This window comes from Candidatus Methylomirabilota bacterium, assembly GCA_035764725.1.
Lineage (GTDB): Bacteria > Methylomirabilota > Methylomirabilia > Rokubacteriales > CSP1-6 > DASRWT01.
This window is the reverse complement of the sequence record DASTYT010000095.1, coordinates 27001-49883: the sequence shown is the minus strand read 5'-3', so window position 1 is coordinate 49883 and position 22883 is coordinate 27001. Positions and strand designations below refer to the sequence as shown.

Genomic DNA, 22883 nt, shown 5'->3' with positions numbered 1-22883 from the left:
GGAGAGATCACTCGTCGCGCAGCGCGGTGTTCGCCAGGGTCGTGAAGATCGTGTTGAACATGCAGAACGCGGCGAAGCCGATCATCTCGCGGACGTCGTCGGGCGAGAGGCCCTGGGCCCCCATCTCACGAAAGTCCTTGGGCGCAACGCCCTGCGCGTCGAGCGCGAAGTGCAGCACGTACCGCACGAAGAGCTGGTCCCGTTCGGGGAGCGGCAGGCCGACCGGGTTGGCACAGATGCCGTCGAGCGCAGCCTCGTCGAAGCCGAGGGCGAGCAGGCCTCGGCGCGAGGAGCCGAAGCACCCGGTGCACCGCCGGGCGTGGGCGACCAGCATGAATGCGAACATCCGGGCCTCCCAGGAGAACTTCGAGCGTCCGGAGCGCTGGTTGAACAAGTGCGTCTCGGCGGTCACCTGAGCCTCGAGGATCCAGGGCGTGGACACGTACGCCAGCCGACTGGCGGGTATCTCCGCAATGCCCCGCAAGCGCTTGAGCTCCTCCAGCCAGCGGCGCGCCTCGGGAGGGATGCTCTCCTCACTGGGAAGATCGAAGAAGGCCATCGGGGACCTCTTTCTGAAGCCCTGATCGGGGCCGGCGCTAGGCGGCCATCTGGTTCCAAACGACCATCCCGGTGCCCGAGCGCCAGGCGATCGCCGGCATGTAGGCGAGCACCTCCGCGGGGCCGGTGGTGAACGCGAGGACGAGGATCCACGCGAGCAGTTCCGCGGTGCCGCCCGACCCCGCCGCTTCCATGCGCTCGAGGGTGCACTCGCGCAGGAGCGCGGCGTGATCCCCGCGCTTAAGGAGCTCGAGGAACCAGAGGTCGAATTCCTCGTCCACCCAGAAGTAGCGCGGCCCGCCCGGCTCGTGCGAGAGCCCGCCGGTGGCGATGACGGCCACGCGCTCGCGGCCGGGGAACGCGCGCACGAGCTCGCGGAACACGGCGCCCACCTCGTAGGCCCGCGCCGGCGTCGGGATGGGCGGCACCGTGCAGTTCATGGTGATGGGCACGATGGGGATGCGCATGCTGGGGTTCAGATAGTGCAGGGGCACCGAGATCCCGTCGTCGAACTGCATGTCGCGGAGATAGGCGAGGGCGAGGCGCTGCCGCGCCGCCGCGTTCACGAGGTGGCGCGCCAGCGCGGGATGGCCGGGCACCTCGTACTTGTCCAGCGCGAGCCACTCGTCGTACCAGTCCGCGGGTCCCAGGTGGCGATCCGCGATGCCCACCGTGTACTCCGGCGTGTTGTTGATGGGCCAGTTGAGGAGATGGTCGTTGCTGAACATGAGGAGCACGTCGGGCCGCGCGGCTTCGAGCCGCGTGCGCATCTCCCCGAGCGTGCGCAGCGCCAGTTCTTGCTGGTCGGCGGGGGCGGCGTCGAACCAGCCGGTGAGGCCGGGCGAGTGCGTGAGGGCCATCGCGGCGACGATCTCGGCCATGGCTCAGGCCCCCCGCGCCGCGCGGGCGGCGAGCCGCGCCTGGAGCTCGGCGGCGCGGGCGCTCTCCTCGGGGTACGCCCGTTTGTACGCCTCGAGGGCGGGATGGGCATTGCTGTTGGCGGACGCTCCGAAGAAGAGCCGGAGGATCTGGGGCACGTAGTACTGGTGCACGCCGATCTCGTGCAGGCGGCGCACGTCCTTGTCCCGCAGGGCCTCGTATTCCGCGGCGCCCAGCCCGAACTCGTGCGCTAGCCCGGCGAGATCGGTCTGCCAGCGCTTCCGAAGCACGGGGTCGCGCCGCACGTGGTACATCATCTCGTTCAGGGGCAGGGTCTTGTCGCAGCGATCCACGCTACCCATGCGCCGCCTCCTCCGCGCTCGCCTTCAGGACCTTGGGATTGACCTTCACGAACATGATCACGCACCGGCCGGGCCCCGGATTGCGCACGTCGTGGAGCACGGCGTTGGGAAACTGCACGATGGCGCCGGCGGGCACCACGACCTCGTCCCCGCCGATGGACATGTGCGCGGTGCCCTCGAGGACGAAGATCGCCTCCTCCTCCCGGGGGTGCTGATGCATCACCGTGGACTGCCCGGGCTCGTAGCAGGCGATCTCGGACCAGAGCTGATCGGTCTTGAACAGCATCTTGCGCACGCGCTTGTCGGGCGCGAAGTCCTTCAGCGCGTGCAGATCGAACACCTTCGCCACGCCCGTGATGATCGGCGCCGCCGTCTCGTCCATCGCGTTCCCTTCCTCCCAGTATCCTACGCGAGCCGGCTACGCGCGCGTCACCGCCGCGATGGCGTCGCCCAGGGTGGAGACCGTTTCGTCGATCTGATCGTTGGTAACCATGAAGGGCGGACCGACGAGCAGGAGGTCGCCCGCGCCCTGATCCTGGCCGCCCGACGCGTAAACGACCACGCCGCGCCGCATCGCCTCCGCCTGGATGCGCTCGGCGGTGGCCTCGCTGCTCGGGTACGACGCGCGGGTCTTGCGGTCGGCCACGATCTCCACCGCGGTCAAGAGGCCGAGTCCCCGCACCTCGCCCACCGCGGGCAGGTCCAGGAGCCCTCCGAGCCGCTTCATGAGGTGCGCGCCTGCCGCTTCCGCCTTGGCCACCAGGCCATGACGCTCCACGTAGCGCAGCACGGCCAGCCCCACCGCGGCGACGACCGGGTGGTGGCTGTAGGTGAAGCCGTGGGGAAACGCGCCGCGGCCGTTCACCTCGTCGGCGAGTCGGCCGCGGGCGAGCACCGCGCCGCCGGGAATGTAACCGCTGGTCACGCCCTTACCGCAGGTGATGATGTCGGGCGAGACGCCGGGCCAGTGCTCGATGCCAAACCAGCGGCCGGTGCGACCGACGCCGCTCATCACCTCGTCGGCGATGAAGAGCACGCCGTGCCGATCGCAGATCTCGCGCACCGTCTGGTAATAGCCCGGCGGGGGCACCACGCCGCCCGCGGATGCGCCGACCACCGGCTCGGCGATGAAGGCCGCCACGGTGCCGGGACCTTCACGCCGTATGGTGGCGTCCAGTTCTTCCGCGCAGGCGAGCGAGCACTGCTCGCCGCAGCCCTTGAGCGTGCAGCGATAGGGGTAGGGCGCCGGCACGTGCGGATGGGACGGGAGCATGGGCGCGAAGGGCCCGCGCATGATGGGTCGGCCCGACACCGCAAGGGCCCCCAGCGAAGCGCCGTGATACGACGGCCAGCGGAAGATCACCTTGTAGCGCCCGCGATCGCCGCGCGCGACGTGCACGGCCCGCGCGAGCTTGATCGCGGTCTCGGTGGCCTCGCTGCCACCCGAGACCAGGAAGAGCCGCGCGTCGTCCATGGGCGCGCGCCGGGCCATCTCCCGGGCGAGGGCCTCGACGGTCGGGGAAGTGAACTCGGACCCGTGCACGTAGGCCAGCCGGCCGGTCTGCTCCCGGGCGGCGTCGGCGATCTCGGCGACGCCGTGCCCGACGGAGACCACCAGCGCCCCGCCCGAGGCGTCGATGTAGCGGCGCCCCTCGGAGTCGTAGAGGTACACCCCTTCGCCGCGGATGATCTCGGGGTGGGGGGCGCTGGAATGACGGCGGAAGACCGAGGACTGGCTCACGGATGCCTCCTTGGGGTAGCGGTAGGGGAGACTCTGCACGAAGAGAGGGCCCCTGTCGAGCCGGGGGGTGGCATGGCTCCTGCTCCCAGGGAGTGCCGTGGTTTGCTGCCCCAAGGGGCAGTGAGTGCTAAACTAGCGATGCTTTAGACTTCTTGGCCATCGAGACCTTGGGCTTCGGTGACCAAGAGTGCCATCCGGTTGACGCCGCGTGGCTGACCTGGGGTATCCCGTCGGGTCGGGGGGCGAGCGAGAAAACGATGACGACCGAGCTGCGACGCCGGTTGCTGCGCGACATGATCCGCATCCGGCGGGCGGAGGAGACGCTGGCCGACCTCTATCCCGCCCAGGAGATGCGGACGCCGACCCACTTCTCCATCGGCCAGGAGGCGGTCGCGGTGGGCGTATGCGCCGCGCTCCAGCAGACGGACGCGATCTACAGCGGGCATCGCTGCCACGCCCACTATCTCGCCAAGGGCGGCAGCCTCGACGCCATGGTGGCCGAGCTCTACGGCAAGGAGACGGGCTGCGCGCGCGGCCGCGGTGGCTCCGTGCACCTCTCCGATCCCGAGGCGGGGGTGCTCGCCTCGTCCGCGATCCTCGGCCAGACCATGGCCGTGGCCGTCGGCACCGCGCTGGCGTTCGCCATGGACCGGCTCCCCCGCGTGGCGGTGTGCTTCTTCGGCGACGGCACGGTGGAGGAGGGCATCTTCCACGAGACGCTGAACTTCGCGGTGGTCAAGAAGGTGCCCGTGCTCTTCGTGTGCGAGAACAACGGCTACTCCACGCACACGCGCCTCGACGTGCGCCAGCCCGCGAGCGTGGCCATCCACGCGCGCGCCGCTGGGTATGGCATGCCGTCCCAGTCGGTGGAGGGCAACGACGTGTTCGCGGTGTACGAGGCGGCTCGCGCGGCGGTGGCGCGGTGCCGGAGCGGGGCGGGCCCTGCCTTCCTCGAGTGCGCGACCTATCGCTGGCGCGAGCACGTGGGCCCGCTGTGGGACTACGACAAGGGCTATCGCAGCAAGGCCGAGGTGGACGCATGGATCGCCCGCTGCCCCATCCAGGCGGCGACGCGACGGCTCATCGCCGAGGGCGTCTGCACCCAGGCGGACGTGGACGCGATGACCCGCGAGAGCCAGGACGCGGTGAACCGGGCGGTGGCCGCGGCCAAGGCCGCGCCGTTTCCCGCCGTGGAAGACCTCACCCTCGGGACCTACTAGAGACCGGGCATGCGGCGACTCACCTACGGGCAGGCGATCAGCGAGGCCACCGTGCAGTGCATGGAGGCCGACCCCAGCATCTTCGTGGCGGGCATCGGCGTCGACGATTTCAAGGGCATCTTCGGCACCACGCTCGAGGCGCACCGGCGCTTCGGCGACGCGCGCGTCTTCGACATCCCCAACGGCGAGAACGCGATGACCGGCATCGCCATCGGGGCCGCCGCGGTCGGCAAGCGGCCCCTGATCGTGCACCCACGGAACGACTTCATGTTCCTGTGCATGGATCAGCTCGCGAACCTCGCCGCGAAGTGGCGCTACATGTTCGCCAACGGCACCGGAGTGCCCATCGTGCTGCGCGGCATCGTGGGGCGCGGCTGGGGCCAGGGGGCCACGCACTCGCAGAGCCTGCAGGCGATGTTCGCGCATTTCCCCGGCCTCCACGTGGGCCTGCCCGCCTCGCCCGCCGACGCCAAGGGCCTGCTGGTGAGCGCGCTCCAGGGCCGCGCGCCGGTGGTGCTGCTGGAGAACCGCGCGCTCTACGAGCTGGAGGGTGAGGTGCCGGAGGGGCTCGAGGCGGTCCCGTTCGGGAAGGGCGCGGTGACGCGGCCGGGGAAGGACATCACGATCGTCGGCGTCTCGCTGATGGCCTACGAGGCGCTCCGCGCCGCCAAGCTCCTCGCCGAACAGGGCGTGGATGCCGAGGTGATCGACCTCCGCAGCGTGCGGCCGCTCGACGAGGAGATCGTCCTCCGCTCGCTTCGGAAGACCGGACGTCTGGTCGTCGCCGACACCAGCTGGGCCTTCTGCGGCGTGTCCGCCGAGGTGGCGGCGATTGCGGCCGAGACGGGCTTCGCGTCCCTCAAGGCGCCGGTGCGCCGGGTGACGCCGCCCGATTGCCCGGCACCCGTCTCCAAGCCCCTCGAGGACGCGTTCCACCCGAACCCCCTGACGATCGCGCGCGCCTGCCTCGACGTGCTCAAGGCGGGCGGGGCCACCGCCAAGGGCGTGGCGGACGTGCAGGCCACCTTCGCGGGACCCTACTGAGATGGAGCCGGTCCGCCGCGTGTCCGTGTTCCTGCCCGCCTTCAACGAGGTGAAGAACCTCGAGGGCGCGGTGGCGGACATCGTGTGGGCGGCGGACGGGGTGCTCGCCGAGTACGAGATCCTCGTGGTCAACGACGGAAGCACCGACGGCACCCGCGAGCTGGCCGATCGCCTCGCCCACGAGAACCCGCGCGTGCGCGCGCTCCATCAGCCGCGCAACATGGGCATCGCCGCCGCCTACGAGCGCGCACTCGACGAGGCCAAGCTCGACCACTTCAGCTTCCTCGCCGGCGACGGCGAGATCGCGCGCGAGTCGGTGCGGAGCATCCTCGCTGCGGTGTGCCGCGCGGACATCGTGGCGCCCTATCACCAGAACCCGCGGGCGCGGCAGCTCCATCGCCGGTTCCTCACGTGGGCGTCCACCACCCTGGTCAACGTGCTGTTCGGCTTCTCGATGCACTACTACCAGGGCCCGTGCATCTACCCCGTCGCCCTCGCGCGCGCGCTCCCGAAGACCGAGGGAGGCTTCTACTTCCTCACGCAGATGCTCATCCACGCCCTCCACGCCGGGTACTCCTGCGTGGAGGTCGGCCTGACCCACGTGGAGCGGACCTCCGGGCGCTCCAAGGCGGTCTCGTTCAAGAACATCCTGAAGGCGCTGCGGGCGATCGCCCGGGTGTGGTGGGCGATCTACGTGAAGCGGGACACCGTGGCGCGGAGAGCGTGACATGGCGACCGACAAGACGGTCCTGGTGACGGGCGGCGGCGGCTACGTCGGCGCCGTGCTGGTGCCGAAGCTGCTGCGGGAAGGCTACCGGGTGCGGGTGATCGATCTCTTCCTCTTCGGCGAGGACGTGCTGCCGAAACACCCGAAGCTGGAGCTCGTGAAAGGGGACCTGCGAGACGCGACCGCGGTCGGACGGAGCCTGCATGGGGTCGACATGGTGCTCCACCTTGCGTGCATCTCCAACGACCCGAGCTTCGAGCTGAACCCCACGCTCAGCCGGTCCATCAACTACGACTGCTTCGAGCCCCTGGTGGCGGCGGCGAAGGGGGCGGGGGTGCGCCGTTTCGTCTACGCCTCGACCTCGAGCGTGTACGGGGTGAGCGACGCGCCCGACGTCACCGAGGAGCATCCGCTCGTCCCGCTCACCGACTACAACAAGTACAAGGGCATGTGCGAGCCGATCCTGCTCCGCTACCAGTCGGACGACTTCACCACCGTGATCATCCGACCCGCCACCGTGTGCGGCTACTCGCCCCGGTTGCGCCTGGACCTCACCGTGAACATCCTCACCAGCCTCGCGGTGACCCAGCGGCGCATCACCATCTTCGGCGGGACGCAGAAGCGGCCGAACATCCACATCGAGGACATCTCGGACCTCTACGTGGAGCTCTTGACGATGCCCGCGGAGATGATCGCGGGCAAGACCTTCAACGCCGCGTACCAGAACCACACGGTGGCCCAGCTCGGGGAGCTCGTGCGCCAGATCGTCGAGCGGGAGATGCCGGAGCTCAAGCCCATCAAGGTCGAGACCTCGCCCAGCAACGACCTGCGCTCGTACCATGTGTCGTCCGACAAGATCAAGCGCGAGCTCGGCTGGACGCCGCAGCGGACCATCGAGGACGCGGTGCGGGACCTCTGCGCGGCCTTCCGGGCCGGCAAGGTGCCCAACCCCAAGGACGACATCCGGTACTACAACGTGAAGACCATCCAGGCCTCGGGGCTGCGCTGAGCGATGCCGCGCGCCGTCGTCACCGGAGGAGCGGGGTTCATCGGGAGCCACATGGTCGATCTGCTCCTCGACCGCGGCTTCGAGGTGACGGTCATCGACAACCTCGCGGGAGGCCGGAAGGAGAACCTCGCGCAGCACAGCGCCAACCCGCGCTTCGAGTTCCACGAGCAGGACATGTGCGAGCTGGCGCCGGCGTCCGTCCTCTTTCGCGGCGCGGACTACGTCTTCCACTTCGGCGGCATCGGCGAGATCGTGCCCTCCATCGAGGACCCCGTGAAGTACATGAAGACCAACGTCAACGGCACCCTCGCGGTGCTGGAGGCGGCGCGCCACGCCCGCGTGAAGAAGCTGGTGTACGCGGCCTCGTCCTCGTGCTACGGGCTCGCCGGCGAGCTGCCCACGACGGAGTCGGCGCCCATCCGGCCCGAGTATCCCTATGCGCTCAGCAAGTATCTCGGCGAGCGCACCGCGCTGCACTGGGGCCAGGTGTACGGGCTGCCGGTGATTTCCCTACGGATGTTCAACGTGTATGGGCCAAGGGTCAAGACGACCGGCGCCTATGGCGCGGTGTTCGGGGTGTTCCTCGCTCAGAAGCTCCACGGCAAGCCGTTCACGGTGGTCGGCGACGGGACCCAGCGGCGCGACTTCGTCTACGTGACGGATGTGGCGCGCGCGTACCTGCTCGCCGCGGAATCCGACCGCACCGGCGAGGTCTACAATCTGGGCGGTGGTGGGCAGCCGCCGACCATCAACGACCTGGTGCGTCTCATGGGGGGCGACGTGGTGTACGTACCCAAGCGCCCCGGTGAGCCCGAGTGCACCTGGGCCGACGTGACGAAGATCCAGCGGCACCTGGGCTGGACGCCCACGGTGTCCTTCGCGCAGGGGGTGGCCTCCATGCTCCGGCACATCGAGGACTGGCGGACCGCGCCGCTGTGGACGCCCGACACCATCGAGGCGGCCACGCGCGTCTGGTTCCAGCATCTCGCGCGATGAAGCCCGACTACCGCGCGAAGATCAAGACGCTCGAGGAGCTGGCCCGCGTCATCGGCCCGCGCCCGCGGGCGAAGACCGTGATCATGTGCCACGGCATGTTCGACATCGTGCACCCAGGCCATCTCCGGCACCTCATGTACGCCAAGGAGAAGGCCGACCTCCTCATCGCGAGCCTCACCGCCGACACGCACGCCACCAAGGCCGACTTCCGGCCCTACGTGCCGCAGGACCTCCGCGCCGCCAACCTCGCCGCCCTGGAGATGGTGGACTTCGTCATCATCGACCCGCATCCCACGCCCATCGAGCACATCAAGTATCTACAGCCCGACTACTTCGCCAAGGGCTACGAGTACTTCTCGGAGGGGGTGCCGCCGAAGACGCAAGAGGAGATCGACACCCTCGAGAGCTACGGCGGGGAGATCGTGTTCACCCCCGGCGACATCGTGTACTCGTCCTCCCGCCTCATCGAATCCGCGCCGCCCAAGCTGGGGGTGGAGAAGCTCCTTGCCCTGATGGAGTCGGAGGGCTTCGGCTTCGACCGCCTGCGCCAGGCGCTCGGCCTCTTCCGGGGTGTGCGCGTCCACGTGGTGGGCGACACCATCGTCGACAGCTACAGCCATTGCTCACTCCTGGGCGCGACCGCGAAGTCGCCCACCTTCAGCGTCAAGCACGAGAAGACGGACGTGTTCGCGGGCGGGGCGGCGGTGGTGGCCAAGCACGTGAAGGCGGCGGGCGCCGACGTGAGCTTCTCCACCGTGCTCGGCAACGACGCGGTGAAAGACTTCGTGCTGAAGGACCTGGAAGCGGCGGGGGTCACCGTGCACGCGTACATCGACCGGACCCGCCCCACCACGCAGAAGGAGCGGTTGATCGCCGACGGCTACAAGATGCTGCAGGTGGACCGGGTGGACAACCGCACCGTCTCGGACCGCGCGCTGCGCGCCCTGGGCGAGTCGCTCGGGGCGAGCGCGCCCGACGTGGTGATCTTCAGCGACTTCCGCCACGGAATCTTCAACCGCAAGAATATCCGGCTCCTCCGCGAGCGCATCCCCGACGGAGCGCTGAAGATCGCGGACAGCCAGGTCTCGAACCGGTGGGGTAACATCCTCGAGTTCACCGACTTCGACCTGGTCACGCCCAACGAGCGGGAGGCCCGCTTCGCGCTCGGCGACCAGGACTCGGTGGTGCGGCCCCTGGCGCTGCAGCTCTTCCGGCTCGCGCGCTGCAAGCACCTGATCCTGAAGCTCGGCGAGCGCGGCATCCTCGGCTATCGCACGCCCGGCCACATGCCCCGCGAGTTCTTCACGGTGGACAGCGTGGTGGACACCCTCGTGGACCCGGTGGGCGCGGGCGACGCCCTCCTCGCCTACGCGTCGCTGGGGCTTGCGCGCACCGGCGACATCGTGGTCGCCTCCATCCTGGGCTCCGTCGCGGCGGCGATCGCCTGCGAGTACCAGGGCAACCGCCCGGTGGCTCCGGCCGAGGTGGACGAGAAGATCACGCGGCTCGAGAAGCGGGCGCACTTCGAGTAAGGCATGCGGTACGTGATCGTCGGGCTCGGCAATATCGGGGAGAAGCGGCGCGCCGTGCTCGGCGACCGCTGCGTGGCCACGGTGGACCCGTTCAATCACGCCGCCCACCACCGCCGGCCCGAGGAGTGCCCGCCGGACCGGTACGACGCCGCCATCCTGGCCGTGCCCAACGACGCCAAGCTCGCGCTCCTCCAATATTACCTTTCGCGTGGGAAACATGTGTTGGTGGAGAAGCCGCTCATCATCGACGCCGGCGCTGCCGCCGAGCTCGACCGCCACGCGCGCGCGGGCCGGGCCATCTGGTACACGTCCTACAACTTCCGCTTCGAGCCACACGTGATCGCGCTCAAGCGGCACCTGGACGCGGAGACCATCGGGCGCGTGTACCGGGCGCGGATGTTCTACGGCAACGGCACCGCCGGGAACATCGCGGGTACCTGGCGAGACAGCCGCCTCGGCATCCTCGAAGACATGGCGAGCCACCTCATCGACCTCGCCGGCCACGTGTTCGGGCGCGTCGGCGCCGAGTTCCGGGTGTGGGAGCGGCGCGGCCACGAGCTCAAGGGGCTCGATCACTGCATCCTCGCCACCGCCGACCGCGCGGTGGTGATCGAGTGCAGCTTTCTCTCCTGGAAGAACCGCTGGCGCATCGAGGTCATCGGCGAGGCGGGCGCGCTCGAGATGGATGGGCTCACCAAGTGGGGCGGCAGCGAGCTGATCGTGCGGCGGCGCAAGCGGCCCAGCGGCGTGCCCGAGGAGACCCGCGAGACGGTGCCCGGCCCCGATCAGACGTGGGCGGGCGATCTGCGCCACTTCGAGTCCATGGCGGCGGCGGGGCGCACGTCACGAGACAACGATCTCTGGCTCTCGCGCACCATCGAGGCGGCGGCCGCGGCCTCGCTGGAGGGCGACGCGTGACCGGGGTGCTCACGGGGTTTCTCGGACTTTCGCATCTCGGCATCGTGTCGAGCGTGGGCTGGGCGTCCCTGGGCTCGCCGGTGGTCGGCGTGGACCTCGATCGCGCGCCCGTCGACGCGCTCGTCCGGGGCGAGCTGCCCGTGCACGAGCCCGGCCTTTCCGAGGCTTTCGCGGCCGCGTGCGGGCGCATGCGCTTCTCCACGGATCCCGCTGTCCTGGCCGAGTGTCCGCTGGTGATCGTCTCGCGCGACGTCCCGACGGACGCGGGCAACGGCAGCGACACCTCCGCGGTGCTGCGCCTGGTCGACGCGGCCATCCCGCATCTGCGCCCCGGCGCCGTGCTGGCGATGATGAGCCAGGTGCCGCCCGGCTTCACTCGCAGTCTCGCCGCGCGCATCGAGGCGCGCCGCCCCGGCCTGGGCCTGCGCGTCCACTACTGGGTGGAGACGCTGATCTTCGGGAACGCGCTGCGGCGCTTCCTCGAGCCCGAGCGCATCATCGTGGGCGCGCCCGATCCGGCGCGGCCGCTCCCCGCGGAGCTGGCCGACGGGCTCGCGCGCTTTGGCTGTCCCGTCCTGCCCATGCGCTACGAGAGCGCCGAGCTCACCAAGACCGCCATCAACCTCTACCTCTTCGGCGCTGTCACCTACGCCAATACGCTGGCCGACCTCTGCGAGGAGGTGGGCGCGGACTGGTCGGAGATGGCGCCGGCCCTCCGCCTCGACAAGCGCATCGGCGCTCACGCCTACATCCGGCCGAGCCTCGGCGTGGCCGGGGGCAATCTCGAGCGCGACCTCGTCACCCTGCGCGGCCTCTGCGCGGCGCACGGGGTAGACGCCTCCTACATCGAGACCCTGATCCGCTACAACGCCGACCGCTACCGCTGGGTGCATCGCCAGCTCGAGCGGCGGGTGCTCGTGGAGACGCCGCGCCCAATCGTCGCCGTCTGGGGGCTCGCGTACAAGAAGGACACGCGCTCGACCAAGAACTCGATGTCGCTGCGGGTCATCGGCGACCTGCGCGGCCGCGCGGACGTCCGCGCCTATGACCCGCTGGTGGGCGCCGCCGACGTGGACGTGCCGGCGACGGTGCTGCCCGATCGCGAGGCGGTGCTGGCCGGCGCCGACTGCCTGCTCGTGCTCACCGACTGGGACGAGTTCGCGGCCACGCCGCGCGACGCCTTCAAGTCCATGCGCCGCCCCCTCGTGATCGACTGCGTGGGCGTGGTCGATCCCCGCCGGACCGAGCTGGACGGGGTGGAGCTGGTCCGGATGGGCCATCCGGGGAGCGAGCGATGAACCGCCGGGCCGTCTTCCTCGACCGCGACGGCGTACTCGTGGACACCTTCGTGCGCGACAACCGCGCCTACGCGGCCCTCACCCTGGAAGACTTCCGCGTGTGCGAGGACTCGCGCGTCCAGGTGGCGCGGCTGCGCGCGGCCAAGCTCCTGCCCATCGTGTTCACCAATCAGCCCGAGGTGGCGCGCGGCACCCTCGATCCCACCGTGCTCGAGCGCATGCACGCCCGCCTGCGCGCCGACCTGAGCGTGGCTGACATCTTCGTGTGCCCTCATGACGACGGGGCCGACTGCGCGTGTCGCAAGCCCCGACCGGGCATGCTCCACGCCGCCGCCGCGAAGTGGGGCCTGGACCTCGCGGCCTGCCTGGTGGTCGGCGACCGCTGGCGCGACATCGAAGCGGGGCGCCGCGCGGGGTGCTACACCGTGCTGCTCGAGCGGCCCTACAGCGGGTGCGACAGCGCCGACCGCCGGGTGACGAGCCTCAGCGAGGCCATCGACGTGGTACTGGCCCGCGCCGAGGAAGCCCATGGACTTCATCGCCCGCTATCTCGCTGAAGCCGGCCGCGTCGCCGCGGGCATCGACCAGGCCGCGGTGGCCCGGGTGGTCGACCTCCTCGTCGCCGCCCGGGCGGCGGGAGGGCGGCTCTTCATCCTGGGCGTCGGCGGGAGCGCGGGCAACGCCTCGCATGCCGTGAACGACTTCCGGAAGATCGCCCACTTCGAGGCCTACGCGCCCACCGACAACGTGTCCGAGCTGACCGCGCGGATCAACGACGACGGGTGGGACACCTCGTTCGCGGCCTGGCTCGCGGGGAGCCGGCTTTCTGCGAAGGACGCGGTGCTCGTCTTCTCGGTGGGTGGCGGCGACGCCGAGCGCGGCGTCAGCACCAACCTGGTCCGCGCCCTCGAGCACGCCAAGGCGGTGGGCGCCCGCGTCGCCGGCATCGTGGGGCGCGACGGCGGCTTCACCGCCAAGGTCGCCGACGCCTGCGTGATCATCCCGACCGTCAGCCCCGATCTCGTCACCGCGCATGCCGAGGCGTTCCAGGCGGTGGTGTGGCACTGCCTCGTGTCGCATCCGAAGCTCAAGGCCGCGCCCATGAAGTGGGAGAGCATCGGGCGATGAGCGCCTGGCCGTCCCGGGTGGTGCTGCTGGGAGCGAGTGGCCATCTCGGCCGCGCCCTTGCCGCGCGCCTGGGCGGCGACGGCATGCCCGTGATCGGCCACACCTCGGCGACCCTCGACCTCACGCGCGCGGAGGCGTTGGCCGCGCTCGACGGCGTCCTGGACGGGGGCACCGCCTTGGTCTTCGCCTCCGCGTTGACGCCCGACCGGGGGCAGACGCCGGACACCTTCATGGCCAACATGGCCATGGCGACGAATGTCGCGAGGGCGCTCGCGGGCCGCCCACCCGGGCTCTGCGTTTACGTGAGCTCGGACGCGGTGTACGGCTTCGACGTGAATCCGGTCACCGAGGCGACCCCGGTGAGCCCCGGCGGCTACTACGCGCTGGCCAAGTACGCGGGCGAGCGCGTGATGGAGTACGCCGCGCGCGCCGCCGGCGTGCCCCTGCTGACGCTCCGGGTGACCGGCGTCTACGGCCCCGGCGACCCGCACGGCGCCTATGGGCCGAACGCCTTCGCGCGCTCGCTGGCGAAGGACCGCGGCGTTCGCGTCTTCGGCGAGGGCGAGGAGGAGCGCGACCACATCTACGTGGATGACGTCGCGGCCATCGTCGCCGGGCTCGTGCGGATGCGCGCTACCGGGGTCTTCAACGTCGCCACCGGCGAGAGCCGCCCCTTCGCGGACGTGGTGAAGTCCATTCGCGGCCTCGTGCCCTACGAGGTCACGGTGACGCATGCGCCGCGCGCCGGCGCGATCACCCATCGCCGCTTCGACACCGCGCGGCTCTACCGGGCGCTGCCGGGCTTCGCGTTCACGCCGTTCGACGAGGGCCTGCGCGCCACCCTCGCCGCCTTCGGGGCGCTTCACCGTGGCTGAGATCAATCTCCTCGACCGCTACCCGCGCACGACCCGCGACATCGCCTCGCGAGCGGCGGCGGTGCCCGCGCAGCGCGAGATCGCCAAGCGCTTCGAGCGCGAGTACTTCGACGGCGACCGCGGCCAGGGCTACGGGGGCTATCGCTACGACGGCCGCTGGGTGCCCATCGCGGAGCGCCTGCGCGAGCACTACCGGCTGGCGCCGGGCCAGCGCGTCCTGGACGTGGGCTGCGCCAAGGGGTTCCTGCTCCACGACCTTCGGCAGGCGGTGCCCGGGCTCCGCGTCGCCGGGCTCGATGTGTCCGCCTACGCGCTCGGCCAGGCGATGGAGGACGTGCGTGGGCTCGTGGTGCGCGGCTCCGCCGAGCGCCTGCCCTTCGCGGACCGCGCCTTCGACCTCGTGCTGTCGATCAACGCGCTTCACAACCTCGGCCGTGCGGACTGCGTGTGCGCTCTGCGCGAGATCGAGCGGGTGAGCCGCGCGCATCGCTATGTCCAGGTCGACTCCTGGCTCAACGAGGAGCAGCGGGAGAAGTTCGAGCGGTGGCAGCTCACGGCGGTGACCTACTCGGATCCCGAGGGCTGGCGGCGGCTGTTCCGCGAGGCCGGCTATGGCGGTGACTACTACTGGACGGTGACCGAGTAGGTCGCCGGCCGGGGGAGAATGCCATGAAGATCTTCGTCGATTCCGCGAACCTGGTGGAGATCGAGGAGGCCCTGGATCGCGGCTTCCCCGCCGGCATCACCACCAACCCGTCGATCCTGGCCAAGGAGCAGAAGGGCGACTTCCGCGAGCACATCAAGAAGATCATCGAGCTCGCCCAGCGCTACGGCTACGACATCCCCCTCTCGGTGGAGGTGTTCTCGACCAAGCGCGAGGAGATGATCCGCCAGGCCGAGGACTTCGTGGGGCACTTCGGCCACTACAAGAACATCAACGTCAAGGTCCCGGTGGGCTGGGACGAGCTGGCGGTCATCCGCGAGCTGCGCCGGCGCGGGATCCGCGTCAACTGTACCTGCTGCATGTCGTACAACCAGGCGGTGATGGCGGCGGCGGCGGGCGCCAACTACGTGAGCCTCTTCTACGGCCGCATCCGCGACATCGGGTACGATGCCGCCTCGGTGGTGCGCCAGGTGCGCCAGACCCTGCGCGAGTCGGGCTCGGGCTGCGAGATCATCGTGGGGAGCATCCGCCACATCGCCGACATCAACGAGGCGCTGCAGGCCGGCGCGGACATCGTCACCGTCCCGCCCAAGTTCTTCCGCCAGATGGTGAGCCATCCCAAGACCGACGAGGCGGTGACCCAATTCATCACCGACTTCCAGAAGTGGCTGGAGTAGCGGCGCCGGCGCGATGAAAGGACTGACCCTGGCCGCAGCGGCCTTCCTCCTCCTGGTGCTCGGGAGCGCGCTCGCGCTCCGCGTCTACCGGGGCAACAAGGAGTTCAAGCTATTCCTCGCGGCCTTCGCGGGGTCCGTCCTGGGCTATGCGGCGGCCTTTCCGCTCACGCCCTCTGACCTGGGCTTTCTCCCCGCCGGGTGGCTCGAGCCTTCCGCGCCGGTGGACTTCGCCAACGGGCTCCTGATCCTCGCCCTCGTCTTCCACGGCTTCTGGTGCTTCGCCTACTTCGCGTGCCTGAGCCCGTCCATGGGGGTGATGGTGGAGCTGCGCGCGCGCGGCGCCCGCGGCATCAGCGCGGCGGAGGCTCTCGCCATGCAGGGACGCGAGGAGCCTGTGAATCTCATCTTCCAGCGGCGACTGCCCAAGCTCGTCGCCGGCGGCTACATCAGCCATGACGGCGGGACGTATCGCCTGCTGCCGCCGGGCGAGCGCGTCGCCGCCCTGGGCGCGTTCCTCAAGCGGCTGATCAACGCAGACTCGCCGCTGGTGGGGAGCCGGCCGTGCTGAAAGGCATGGTACTCGGCTGGGTCCTCGTGTGGATGTGGGCGCTCGTGCAGGGCATCGTGTTCCAGCTGCGCGCGCCGGAGAAGGCCTTTGCCTCCATGGTGAGCTGGTTCGCCCCCATGCCCGTCGTCTACGTGACGCTGCACCTTTTCACGCCCGCCGACCTCGGCTTCCTCCCCGAGCGGTTCGTGGGTGGGGCGGGCACGCTGTCGCTGCTGAACGGCGCGGCGCTTCTGATCCTGCTCTTCCTCACCGGCGTGCTGTTCTACTACCACGCCGACCGGTCCATCACGGTGCGCCTGCTCATCGAGATGGCGCGGTCTCCCCAGCAGCGCATGACGCTCGATCAGATGCAGGCGGTGTGCGGGGTCGAGGTGCTGATGCACGACCGGCTGCGCACGATGGCGATGAATGGATTCCTCGTCGAGAGCGACGGCGTCTATCACTTGGCCCCCAAGGGTCGGCTCGGCGGCCTCGCCGGCACGATCGCTCGCCGGGTGCTCGCCATGAAGGCCTTCTAGCCATGGCGAAGCCGACCATGACACCCGGCGCGACCGCCGCCCGGGTGTCCGGCACCCTCGACGAGATGACGGTGGGCGCGCCGCGCTCGGCGCGCGAGGCGCTCGCCTCCGGCGCCATCACGCTTGACGCCCTCCGCGCCGCCCACCGGCTGCGCGACGGTCGCAGCGCGCTCGACGTGGCCGCGGCGCTCCTGTCGTTCGCCGCGCTCCCCGTCGCGGTGGCGCTCTGGCCCCGGTGGTGGGTGCACGCCCTCGGCGTGCTCCTGGCCATCCGCAACTTCAACTCCGCCGCCCAGCTCGTGCACGAGAGCGACCACGGCACGCTCTTCAAGAACCCGCGCCTGAACCGCTTCGTGGGCAATGTCTGCGCCTGCCTCCTCGGCTACACGCGCTCGGGGCATCGCCAGGCGCACATGGATCATCACCTGTTCCTCAACACCGACCGAGACCCGGATGTCATCTTCAGCCAGCCGAGCGCGCCCGGGCGCGAGATCCTGCGCGGGCTCGTCCAGGATCTCTTCTTCGTCTCCGCGCTGAAGCGCTTCCTCCAGTACTTCCAGTCGGACCGAACGACGTACTCCGTCTCGCCCTGGCGGAACCTCACCCCGGCCTACTTCGGGCGTCTGGCCGCCCAGTTCGTGCCGGTGGCGGTGACCCAGCTCGCCCTGCTGGCCCTCTACGCGGCGACGGCGGGGCCGCTCGCCTACGTGCTCCTCCACATCCTGCCCATCACGATGCTCTATCCCGTGCAGATCCGCATCCGCTCCATCGCCGAGCACGGCTTCGAGGCGGGCTATCGCCCCGACGGCGCGCGCGAGACGTGGGTGACGCGGACGAGTCGGCTGAACCCCCTGGAGCAGTGGATCATCGCGCCCTTCGGCCAGTACCTTCACTACGAGCATCACGTCTTTCCCAGCATCCCGAACTACAACCTGCCACAGATGCACCGGCTGCTGGTGGAGGCGGGCATTCCGGTGCCCGTGAACCGGAGCTACTTCGGCTTCGTGTGGCGGAAGATCCGCGCGGAGTGGGACCTGCCCGAGCCCTCGCGGAGGACGGCATGAGCACGGCCGTCACCGAGCTGGCCGGCTTCGTCTGCGATCTCTGCCGCACCGATCGCCACGCGAGCCGTGTGCTGGAGGCGGGCGACTACGAGTACGGCGTGCCCGGGCGGTGGGGGCTGGCGCGTTGCGCGGCCTGTGGCCTCTACTACCAGGCGCCGCGGCCGGCCGCCGCCGAGATTCCCGCGTTCTACCCGCCCAGCTACGCCGTGTATGGCGACGATCCGGTGGTCGGGTGGCTCTTCAAGATCACCTACTGGCTGGACGCACGGCGGGTGGCGGGCCTCATCGGCCCCACCGGGCGCGTGCTCGACGTGGGCTGCGGCGCGGGCGGCGCGCTGGTGGCCTTGGCGCGGGCGGGGAAGTGGGAAGTGTGCGGGCTCGAGCTCGACGTGGAGGCGGCGCGCCGCGCCGCCGCCCAGGGCTTCAACGTGCGCCAGGGCGACCTGGCCGATACGAACTTCGAGCCCGGCTCCTTCGACCTGATCCGCATGGGCCACGTCATCGAGCACGTGCGCGATCCCATCGCGACACTGCGCCGCGCCTGGACGCTCCTCAAGCCGGGCGGCACGCTGTTCGGCGAGACGCCCAACATCGACTGCTGGGACTTCCGCCTCTTCGGCCGCTACTGGGGCGCGCTCCACTTTCCGCGGCACATCGCCCTCTTCACCCCCGAGACCATCACCCGGGCGTGTGACCAGGCGGGCTTCGAGGGCGTGCGGATCACGCCCCGGCTGCGGACGGTCGGCTGGAGCGCGGGCATCCAGAACTGGCTGGCCGCTCGCGCGGGGCTGCGCGTGCCCGCCAATGGCCGCGTGCGCTGGTACCCGTTCCTCATCGCGCCGTTCCTGCCCGTGACGCTGCTCCAGTCGCTGATGAGCCGCACCGCCACGATGGCGTTCATCGCACGCAAGCCGACGCGCGCGCGCTGACGATGGCCCTCAAGTACTCCGCCGAGCTCGGCAAGCTCGACCGACTCAAGAACGACCTCGCCTTCAAGGTCCGCAAGGGGATCTTCGACCTCTTCATGCGGGAGTGCGCGCCGGGCCCGAGCTCGAAGGTGGCCGACTTCGGCGTGTCGGGCCACCGCGACCACGAAGTGCACACGTTCTTCGAGCGGCTCTACCCCTACCGCGAGCAGCTCACCGTGATCGGCCGCGCCTCCGAAGAGGCGGGCTGGTTCGCGGAGTCATTCCCTGGCATTACTTATCTCGAGGCCGATCTCCGCGCGATCCCGCGGCCGAACGCCTACTTCGACTACGGGCTCTGCAACGCGGTCGTGGAGCACGGGGGGACGCGCGAGCAGCAGCGGGCGCTGGTGGCCGAGGTGTGCCGGGTCTCGCGCTGCGTCGTGTTCACCACGCCCAACAAGCGCTTCCCCGTCGAGCTCCACACGTTCCTGCCGCTCTTGCACTGGCTGCCCGACGCGACGTATCGGGCGGCACTGCGCCGGCTCGGGCAACCCTACTTCGCCGAGGTGGAGAACCTCAACCTGCTGGACGCGAGGAGCTTCCTCTCACTATTCCCGCCGGAGCGCGCCAACCGGCTGCTCACCACCGGTTTGCCGCTCCTGCCCTCGAACCTGATCTGCGTCTCCTGGGCGCGCACCGCCTAGGGGCGGCCCTACGGGCCGGGCAGCACGGTGAACTTCCCGTCTCGCATGCCCATGGAGAAGACGGGTCGATCGGGAAAGAGGCGGGCGAACTCCTTGTTCCGCTCCGGCCCCAGGTAGTTCACATAGAGGATCGGGTCCGTCAGGTCAGGGTGATTGTTCCGCCGGTAGTACGCCCACGAATAGGGGGACACGTAGAGGGCGGGCAGGGTGTGGACGAACACCAGTGCGCGCGTCACCCCTTGGGCGGCCAGGATCTCGTCGGGCGCGCGGGTCAGGTCGGCGCTGGCGCGCAGCGCGCCCCCGTACACGGGCAGGTAGGTCACCAGCGCGCAGAGTGTGGCGGCTAGCGGCAGCGTGATCGCAGCGCGCGCCAGCGCCGGTCGGGCCACCGCGCTCCGCGCCAGCTCGATCACGCGCTCGAAGCCGCTCGCCGACAGCATGACCAGCGGCACCGCGAGCTCGGAGTAGTGCACGGGGCCCACCGGCTGGATTGTGGCGGCGGAGATCGCCATGTAGACGAGCAGCACCCCGACCACCCCGGCGAAGAGGCGCGTGCCTCCCGCGGTTCGCCGGAAGCACAGCGCGAGCACCAGCGACGCTGGCCAGCCGAACAGCCAGAAATTCATCCGTGCGAGCGTGTACATGAGCTCGTGGATGGACGGCAGCGGAGGCATCGCCTCCAACGCTTTCCCGATCAGCCCCCAGTGGTGCATGCGGCTGAACGTCTGATAGCCGCTCACGAACGGTGAGCCCGACAGCGTGTACTGGTAGAGAAGTAGCAGGCCCAGAGCGCCGGCGCCAATCAGGCAGAAGAGCCCGGCGCCCGCCCACGCCCGGCCGCTGCGGCGGCGCCAGAGATCCGTGGCCACCCAGATCAGCCAGGGCGCGGCGAAGATCGGGCCCGAGAACGGGCGCGTCAGCGTGGCCCAGGAGAGCGCCACCGCCGCCCCGATCCACCAGCCGAGCGCCTCCGGCCGCTCCTTCACGCGCAGGATGCAGTAGAGGAAGGCCATCAGCAGCACGGCCGCGGTGGAATGCGCGAGCAGCGTCGCGGAGGGGAACAAGAAGTACGGCGACACCAGGAGCAGCGGCAGCGTGAGCAGGGCGGTGCGGAGCCCGAAGATGCGCCGGGAGACCGCGAAGGCCAGGGGTACGGTGAGCGTCGCGGACAGCGTGGGAATCCACGCCATCACGTGCAGGAGCTCGCCGAGGGCCAGCGCGGTGGGATGGCCGGGAAAGTAGATCCCATACATCTTGCCGTTGTTGACGATGAATTGATTGTCGAGGAAGGGCCGGAGCGCGGGCGGCAGCGACGGCACGTAGACCCGGCCGGAGGCGAAGAGCTGGCCCATGAAGGCGTAGGCATGCTCGTCGTCGCTGATCGCCGCGTCCTTGAGGAGCAGGAAGCGCGCCAGCGTCACGAGGAGGAACGTGAGCGCGGCCGCGCAGGTCACCGAGGCAGCGACGTCGCGGGGCGGCAGATCGCCGGCCGCATCGAGCGCGCCGAGGAGGCGCGGTCCGATCCACGGCGCGAGCGCGGCGGTCAGGAGGAGGATCGCGGGCAGCCCAAACAGGAGGTAGTAGAGCAAGAACGCCATCTCGTTGGGGAACCAGCCGTGTCGTCCGGCGAGGACCTCGTAGCCCTGATAGTAGAGCCCGGCGATCCAGATCTCCGCGAGGCACAGGGCGCTGGCGGCCGCGAGCAGCAGGGACCTGATGGAGCGGCTCACGGGCGTGTGCAACCCCGGGTGGGCCCGGGCAGGCAGAGCGGAATGGGCGCGCCGCCGGGAACGGCGCTCAGCACGGCGTAGGGCATCACCCACAGCAGCCGGATCCGGTAGATCCGGCGATCGGGCATCCGCTCGCGAAACCATTCCTCGACGCCGGGTCCGTCGTGCACGATGAGCAGGCCTTCGGTCAGATCGAGCCGAGGCCGCCGCCACTCGAACACCCAGGTGCCGACCTCGCGCATCCAGGGGACCCGGAACCAGATCTCGGCGAACTGCGGGGCCAGGACGACAGCCCGACCTGCGCCCGACTCCCGCACCCCGCGCTCGATCCAGCCGTAAATGTCGCGCTGGACGCGCGCCTGGTCCCGGAGGGTGAAGGCGTGGGCGACGTTGAAGATCCCCAGCCCGACGACGAGGGCAAGCCCGAAGGCGCACGCGAGGGGACGCGCGTCGAGCCCGTGCGCGCGCGCGCCCCGCAGAAGGTTCGCCAAGCCGTGCACGGCGATGACGGTCAGGGGCACCGCGCACTCGGAGTAGTGGATCGGGCCGACGGTGTGGATTCCGACGTTCGTGTGGAACAGAGCCAGGAGGAGCGCGGTGACCACGCCCAGCCCCAGCAGACGCGTGAAGGTGTCGGTCATGACGCCCGCGGTGACGAGGATGAGCCCCAGCGGCCCGAGGAACCAGACCGCCAGCATCAGGACGTTGTACGCCAGGTTGGATCCGAACCGGGTCCACAGCGTCACCGCCGCGACGTCGTGCGTCGCCGTCATCCGGGGCGGCATGAGGGGATGTCCCGTCACGGCGTAGGCGTGGGCCAGCATGAGCGCAATCGGCAGGAGAGCCCCCAGCACGAGGCCCGGGATGGCGCGCGCATATCCAGGCTGGCGACGCAGACCCTGCGCGACCGCCCACGCGAGCAGGGGAAGGGAAAAGAACACGATCTCGAACGGACGGCAGAGAAAGCCGGCCCCGAAGGCGAGGCCGGTGAGGGCCCACGCCGCGAGGCTTCCGCGCTGAGTGGAGAGCCAGTAGGCGGCGATGGTCAGCGCGAGCATGGCGCGCGAGGCGAGATGGGCGTGCGAGGTGAACGACAGCATCAGCGCCATCGGCGAGCCCGCGAACGTGAGTCCGGCAACCAGGCCCCACGGCGTGCCGAGGCGGCGGGCGAGGAGCGCGCCCAGGGCCACGACAGGCACGGCGGCCAGCACCGCCCATGCCCAGGCCCCGAGGTCGGTCATCTCGGCGACCGCCGCGACGGCCTGCCCGCCGGGCCAGTCCGCGCGCACGATGCGCCCGGCATCCACGTAGAGCCCCAACAATGGGATGGCCGCCTCGGGCAGCGGCAGCGGCGCCGTGACGTGCCCGGTGGCCAGGATGCGCCCGCCGAATTCCACCGCGTACTCGTCGTCCGTGAGTGGGAGATCCTCGAGCACCGCGCGGTGGCCGGCGCGGGCCCCCACGACGAACAGGATGAAGAGCAGGGCGAGGCCGAGCATGCGCCCCGGAGCGCGCAGCGTCCGCAGCGCGGCCCAGCGAGCGACGAACCACGGCCCGAGCCGTGGCGCCAGGCTGTATCCGAGCAGGCACGTCGCGGGGAACAGGAGCAGCGCGTGCCCGAGCCACAGGTGGAGATCGTTCGGCGAGAAGGCGTTCTGCGCCGTGTCGAACGTCCGCGTCAACCCCGGCGTGGTGCTCCTGGCCGCCACGAAGGCGAGAAGGAGGACGTCGCCGGCCAGTCCTGCCACCAGGCGACGCGTGCG

The 22883-nt window shown here is 70.2% G+C and carries 25 protein-coding genes; 18 read left to right on the top strand and 7 right to left on the bottom strand.

Features of this window, described 5'->3' with window-relative positions; genetic code table 11:
* Nucleotides 1–7: 7 nt before the first annotated feature.
* Genes VFX14_14960 through VFX14_14940 form a run of 5 tightly spaced genes read right to left on the bottom strand, consistent with a single transcriptional unit; the run spans nucleotide 8 to nucleotide 3540 of the window.
* Entirely contained in the window at nucleotides 8–559 is a 552-nt protein-coding gene (locus tag VFX14_14960) for a hypothetical protein (protein HEU5190983.1), read from the bottom strand.
* Nucleotides 560–596: 37 nt separating this feature from the next.
* The gene (locus tag VFX14_14955; GenBank protein ID HEU5190982.1) at nucleotides 597–1439 is read right to left on the bottom strand and encodes a hypothetical protein; all 843 of its coding nucleotides are present in this window, start codon (nucleotides 1437–1439) and stop codon (nucleotides 597–599) included.
* Between the two features lie 3 nt (nucleotides 1440–1442).
* A complete protein-coding gene (locus VFX14_14950; protein HEU5190981.1) occupies nucleotides 1443–1799 on the bottom strand; it encodes a hypothetical protein in 357 nt (118 codons plus the stop codon).
* On the bottom strand, nucleotides 1792–2181 hold the full coding sequence (locus VFX14_14945) for a cupin domain-containing protein (GenBank protein ID HEU5190980.1): 390 nt from the start codon (nucleotides 2179–2181) through the stop codon (nucleotides 1792–1794). Before VFX14_14945 ends, VFX14_14950 begins: the two co-directional genes overlap by 8 nt.
* A gap of 36 nt (nucleotides 2182–2217) precedes the next feature.
* Entirely contained in the window at nucleotides 2218–3540 is a 1323-nt protein-coding gene (locus VFX14_14940) for an aspartate aminotransferase family protein (protein ID HEU5190979.1), read from the bottom strand.
* 257 nt (nucleotides 3541–3797) lie between these two features.
* Between VFX14_14940 and VFX14_14935 the strand changes: the two genes are divergently transcribed.
* Genes VFX14_14935 through VFX14_14850 form a run of 18 tightly spaced genes read left to right on the top strand, consistent with a single transcriptional unit; the run spans nucleotide 3798 to nucleotide 19390 of the window.
* A complete protein-coding gene (locus VFX14_14935; GenBank protein HEU5190978.1) occupies nucleotides 3798–4760 on the top strand; it encodes a thiamine pyrophosphate-dependent dehydrogenase E1 component subunit alpha in 963 nt (320 codons plus the stop codon).
* A gap of 9 nt (nucleotides 4761–4769) precedes the next feature.
* On the top strand, nucleotides 4770–5804 hold the full coding sequence (locus tag VFX14_14930) for a transketolase C-terminal domain-containing protein (GenBank protein HEU5190977.1): 1035 nt from the start codon (nucleotides 4770–4772) through the stop codon (nucleotides 5802–5804).
* 1 nt (nucleotide 5805) lies between these two features.
* Nucleotides 5806–6531 (top strand): glycosyltransferase family 2 protein, encoded by a 726-nt coding sequence (locus VFX14_14925; protein HEU5190976.1) that lies wholly within the window; start codon nucleotides 5806–5808, stop codon nucleotides 6529–6531.
* Nucleotide 6532: 1 nt separating this feature from the next.
* Entirely contained in the window at nucleotides 6533–7540 is a 1008-nt protein-coding gene (locus tag VFX14_14920; GenBank protein HEU5190975.1) for an SDR family oxidoreductase, read from the top strand.
* 3 nt (nucleotides 7541–7543) lie between these two features.
* Nucleotides 7544–8536 carry an SDR family oxidoreductase gene (locus VFX14_14915; protein HEU5190974.1) on the top strand — a complete coding sequence of 331 codons (993 nt, stop codon included), beginning with the start codon at nucleotides 7544–7546 and terminating at the stop codon, nucleotides 8534–8536.
* Complete coding sequence (locus VFX14_14910) at nucleotides 8533–10068, top strand: PfkB family carbohydrate kinase (GenBank protein HEU5190973.1); 1536 nt, start codon at nucleotides 8533–8535, stop codon at nucleotides 10066–10068. Before VFX14_14915 ends, VFX14_14910 begins: the two co-directional genes overlap by 4 nt.
* 3 nt (nucleotides 10069–10071) lie before the next feature.
* Nucleotides 10072–10986, top strand: a complete 915-nt coding sequence (locus tag VFX14_14905) for a Gfo/Idh/MocA family oxidoreductase (protein HEU5190972.1) — start codon at nucleotides 10072–10074, stop codon at nucleotides 10984–10986.
* Nucleotides 10983–12284, top strand: coding sequence for a nucleotide sugar dehydrogenase (locus tag VFX14_14900; protein HEU5190971.1), 1302 nt, complete (start codon nucleotides 10983–10985; stop codon nucleotides 12282–12284). The genes VFX14_14905 and VFX14_14900 overlap by 4 nt, the downstream gene beginning before the upstream one ends.
* The gene (locus VFX14_14895) at nucleotides 12281–12841 is read left to right on the top strand and encodes an HAD-IIIA family hydrolase (GenBank protein ID HEU5190970.1); all 561 of its coding nucleotides are present in this window, start codon (nucleotides 12281–12283) and stop codon (nucleotides 12839–12841) included. Before VFX14_14900 ends, VFX14_14895 begins: the two co-directional genes overlap by 4 nt.
* On the top strand, nucleotides 12813–13412 hold the full coding sequence (locus VFX14_14890) for an SIS domain-containing protein (GenBank protein HEU5190969.1): 600 nt from the start codon (nucleotides 12813–12815) through the stop codon (nucleotides 13410–13412). Before VFX14_14895 ends, VFX14_14890 begins: the two co-directional genes overlap by 29 nt.
* Nucleotides 13409–14287, top strand: coding sequence for an NAD(P)-dependent oxidoreductase (locus tag VFX14_14885; GenBank protein HEU5190968.1), 879 nt, complete (start codon nucleotides 13409–13411; stop codon nucleotides 14285–14287). The genes VFX14_14890 and VFX14_14885 overlap by 4 nt, the downstream gene beginning before the upstream one ends.
* A complete protein-coding gene (locus VFX14_14880; protein ID HEU5190967.1) occupies nucleotides 14280–14933 on the top strand; it encodes a class I SAM-dependent methyltransferase in 654 nt (217 codons plus the stop codon). The genes VFX14_14885 and VFX14_14880 overlap by 8 nt, the downstream gene beginning before the upstream one ends.
* Before the next feature lie 23 nt (nucleotides 14934–14956).
* On the top strand, nucleotides 14957–15628 hold the full coding sequence (locus VFX14_14875) for a transaldolase family protein (protein HEU5190966.1): 672 nt from the start codon (nucleotides 14957–14959) through the stop codon (nucleotides 15626–15628).
* Between the two features lie 13 nt (nucleotides 15629–15641).
* A complete protein-coding gene (locus VFX14_14870; GenBank protein ID HEU5190965.1) occupies nucleotides 15642–16196 on the top strand; it encodes a hypothetical protein in 555 nt (184 codons plus the stop codon).
* Complete coding sequence (locus VFX14_14865) at nucleotides 16190–16714, top strand: hypothetical protein (protein HEU5190964.1); 525 nt, start codon at nucleotides 16190–16192, stop codon at nucleotides 16712–16714. Before VFX14_14870 ends, VFX14_14865 begins: the two co-directional genes overlap by 7 nt.
* 2 nt (nucleotides 16715–16716) lie before the next feature.
* Entirely contained in the window at nucleotides 16717–17778 is a 1062-nt protein-coding gene (locus tag VFX14_14860) for a fatty acid desaturase (protein HEU5190963.1), read from the top strand.
* Nucleotides 17775–18707, top strand: coding sequence for a class I SAM-dependent methyltransferase (locus VFX14_14855; protein ID HEU5190962.1), 933 nt, complete (start codon nucleotides 17775–17777; stop codon nucleotides 18705–18707). Before VFX14_14860 ends, VFX14_14855 begins: the two co-directional genes overlap by 4 nt.
* 2 nt (nucleotides 18708–18709) lie before the next feature.
* Nucleotides 18710–19390, top strand: a complete 681-nt coding sequence (locus VFX14_14850) for a class I SAM-dependent methyltransferase (protein HEU5190961.1) — start codon at nucleotides 18710–18712, stop codon at nucleotides 19388–19390.
* 8 nt (nucleotides 19391–19398) lie between these two features.
* Here the strand turns inward: VFX14_14850 and VFX14_14845 are convergent, their stop codons facing one another.
* Together VFX14_14845 and VFX14_14840 are read right to left on the bottom strand one after the other, a co-directional pair.
* The gene (locus tag VFX14_14845; protein ID HEU5190960.1) at nucleotides 19399–21120 is read right to left on the bottom strand and encodes a glycosyltransferase family 39 protein; all 1722 of its coding nucleotides are present in this window, start codon (nucleotides 21118–21120) and stop codon (nucleotides 19399–19401) included.
* A complete protein-coding gene (locus VFX14_14840; GenBank protein ID HEU5190959.1) occupies nucleotides 21117–22868 on the bottom strand; it encodes a glycosyltransferase family 39 protein in 1752 nt (583 codons plus the stop codon). The genes VFX14_14845 and VFX14_14840 overlap by 4 nt, the downstream gene beginning before the upstream one ends.
* Nucleotides 22869–22883 lie beyond the last annotated feature (15 nt).

Coding starts and splice junctions, on each gene's coding strand:
- VFX14_14860 (HEU5190963.1), top strand. CDS start 16,717: ATGGCGAAGCCGACCATGACACCCGGCGCGACCGCCGCCCGGGTGTCC.
- VFX14_14890 (HEU5190969.1), top strand. CDS start 12,813: ATGGACTTCATCGCCCGCTATCTCGCTGAAGCCGGCCGCGTCGCCGCG.
- VFX14_14870 (HEU5190965.1), top strand. CDS start 15,642: ATGAAAGGACTGACCCTGGCCGCAGCGGCCTTCCTCCTCCTGGTGCTC.
- VFX14_14895 (HEU5190970.1), top strand. CDS start 12,281: ATGAACCGCCGGGCCGTCTTCCTCGACCGCGACGGCGTACTCGTGGAC.
- VFX14_14885 (HEU5190968.1), top strand. CDS start 13,409: ATGAGCGCCTGGCCGTCCCGGGTGGTGCTGCTGGGAGCGAGTGGCCAT.
- VFX14_14930 (HEU5190977.1), top strand. CDS start 4,770: ATGCGGCGACTCACCTACGGGCAGGCGATCAGCGAGGCCACCGTGCAG.
- VFX14_14855 (HEU5190962.1), top strand. CDS start 17,775: ATGAGCACGGCCGTCACCGAGCTGGCCGGCTTCGTCTGCGATCTCTGC.
- VFX14_14960 (HEU5190983.1), bottom strand. CDS start 559: ATGGCCTTCTTCGATCTTCCCAGTGAGGAGAGCATCCCTCCCGAGGCG.
- VFX14_14920 (HEU5190975.1), top strand. CDS start 6,533: ATGGCGACCGACAAGACGGTCCTGGTGACGGGCGGCGGCGGCTACGTC.
- VFX14_14950 (HEU5190981.1), bottom strand. CDS start 1,799: ATGGGTAGCGTGGATCGCTGCGACAAGACCCTGCCCCTGAACGAGATG.
- VFX14_14925 (HEU5190976.1), top strand. CDS start 5,806: ATGGAGCCGGTCCGCCGCGTGTCCGTGTTCCTGCCCGCCTTCAACGAG.
- VFX14_14955 (HEU5190982.1), bottom strand. CDS start 1,439: ATGGCCGAGATCGTCGCCGCGATGGCCCTCACGCACTCGCCCGGCCTC.
- VFX14_14935 (HEU5190978.1), top strand. CDS start 3,798: ATGACGACCGAGCTGCGACGCCGGTTGCTGCGCGACATGATCCGCATC.
- VFX14_14850 (HEU5190961.1), top strand. CDS start 18,710: ATGGCCCTCAAGTACTCCGCCGAGCTCGGCAAGCTCGACCGACTCAAG.
- VFX14_14875 (HEU5190966.1), top strand. CDS start 14,957: ATGAAGATCTTCGTCGATTCCGCGAACCTGGTGGAGATCGAGGAGGCC.
- VFX14_14905 (HEU5190972.1), top strand. CDS start 10,072: ATGCGGTACGTGATCGTCGGGCTCGGCAATATCGGGGAGAAGCGGCGC.
- VFX14_14945 (HEU5190980.1), bottom strand. CDS start 2,181: ATGGACGAGACGGCGGCGCCGATCATCACGGGCGTGGCGAAGGTGTTC.
- VFX14_14910 (HEU5190973.1), top strand. CDS start 8,533: ATGAAGCCCGACTACCGCGCGAAGATCAAGACGCTCGAGGAGCTGGCC.
- VFX14_14915 (HEU5190974.1), top strand. CDS start 7,544: ATGCCGCGCGCCGTCGTCACCGGAGGAGCGGGGTTCATCGGGAGCCAC.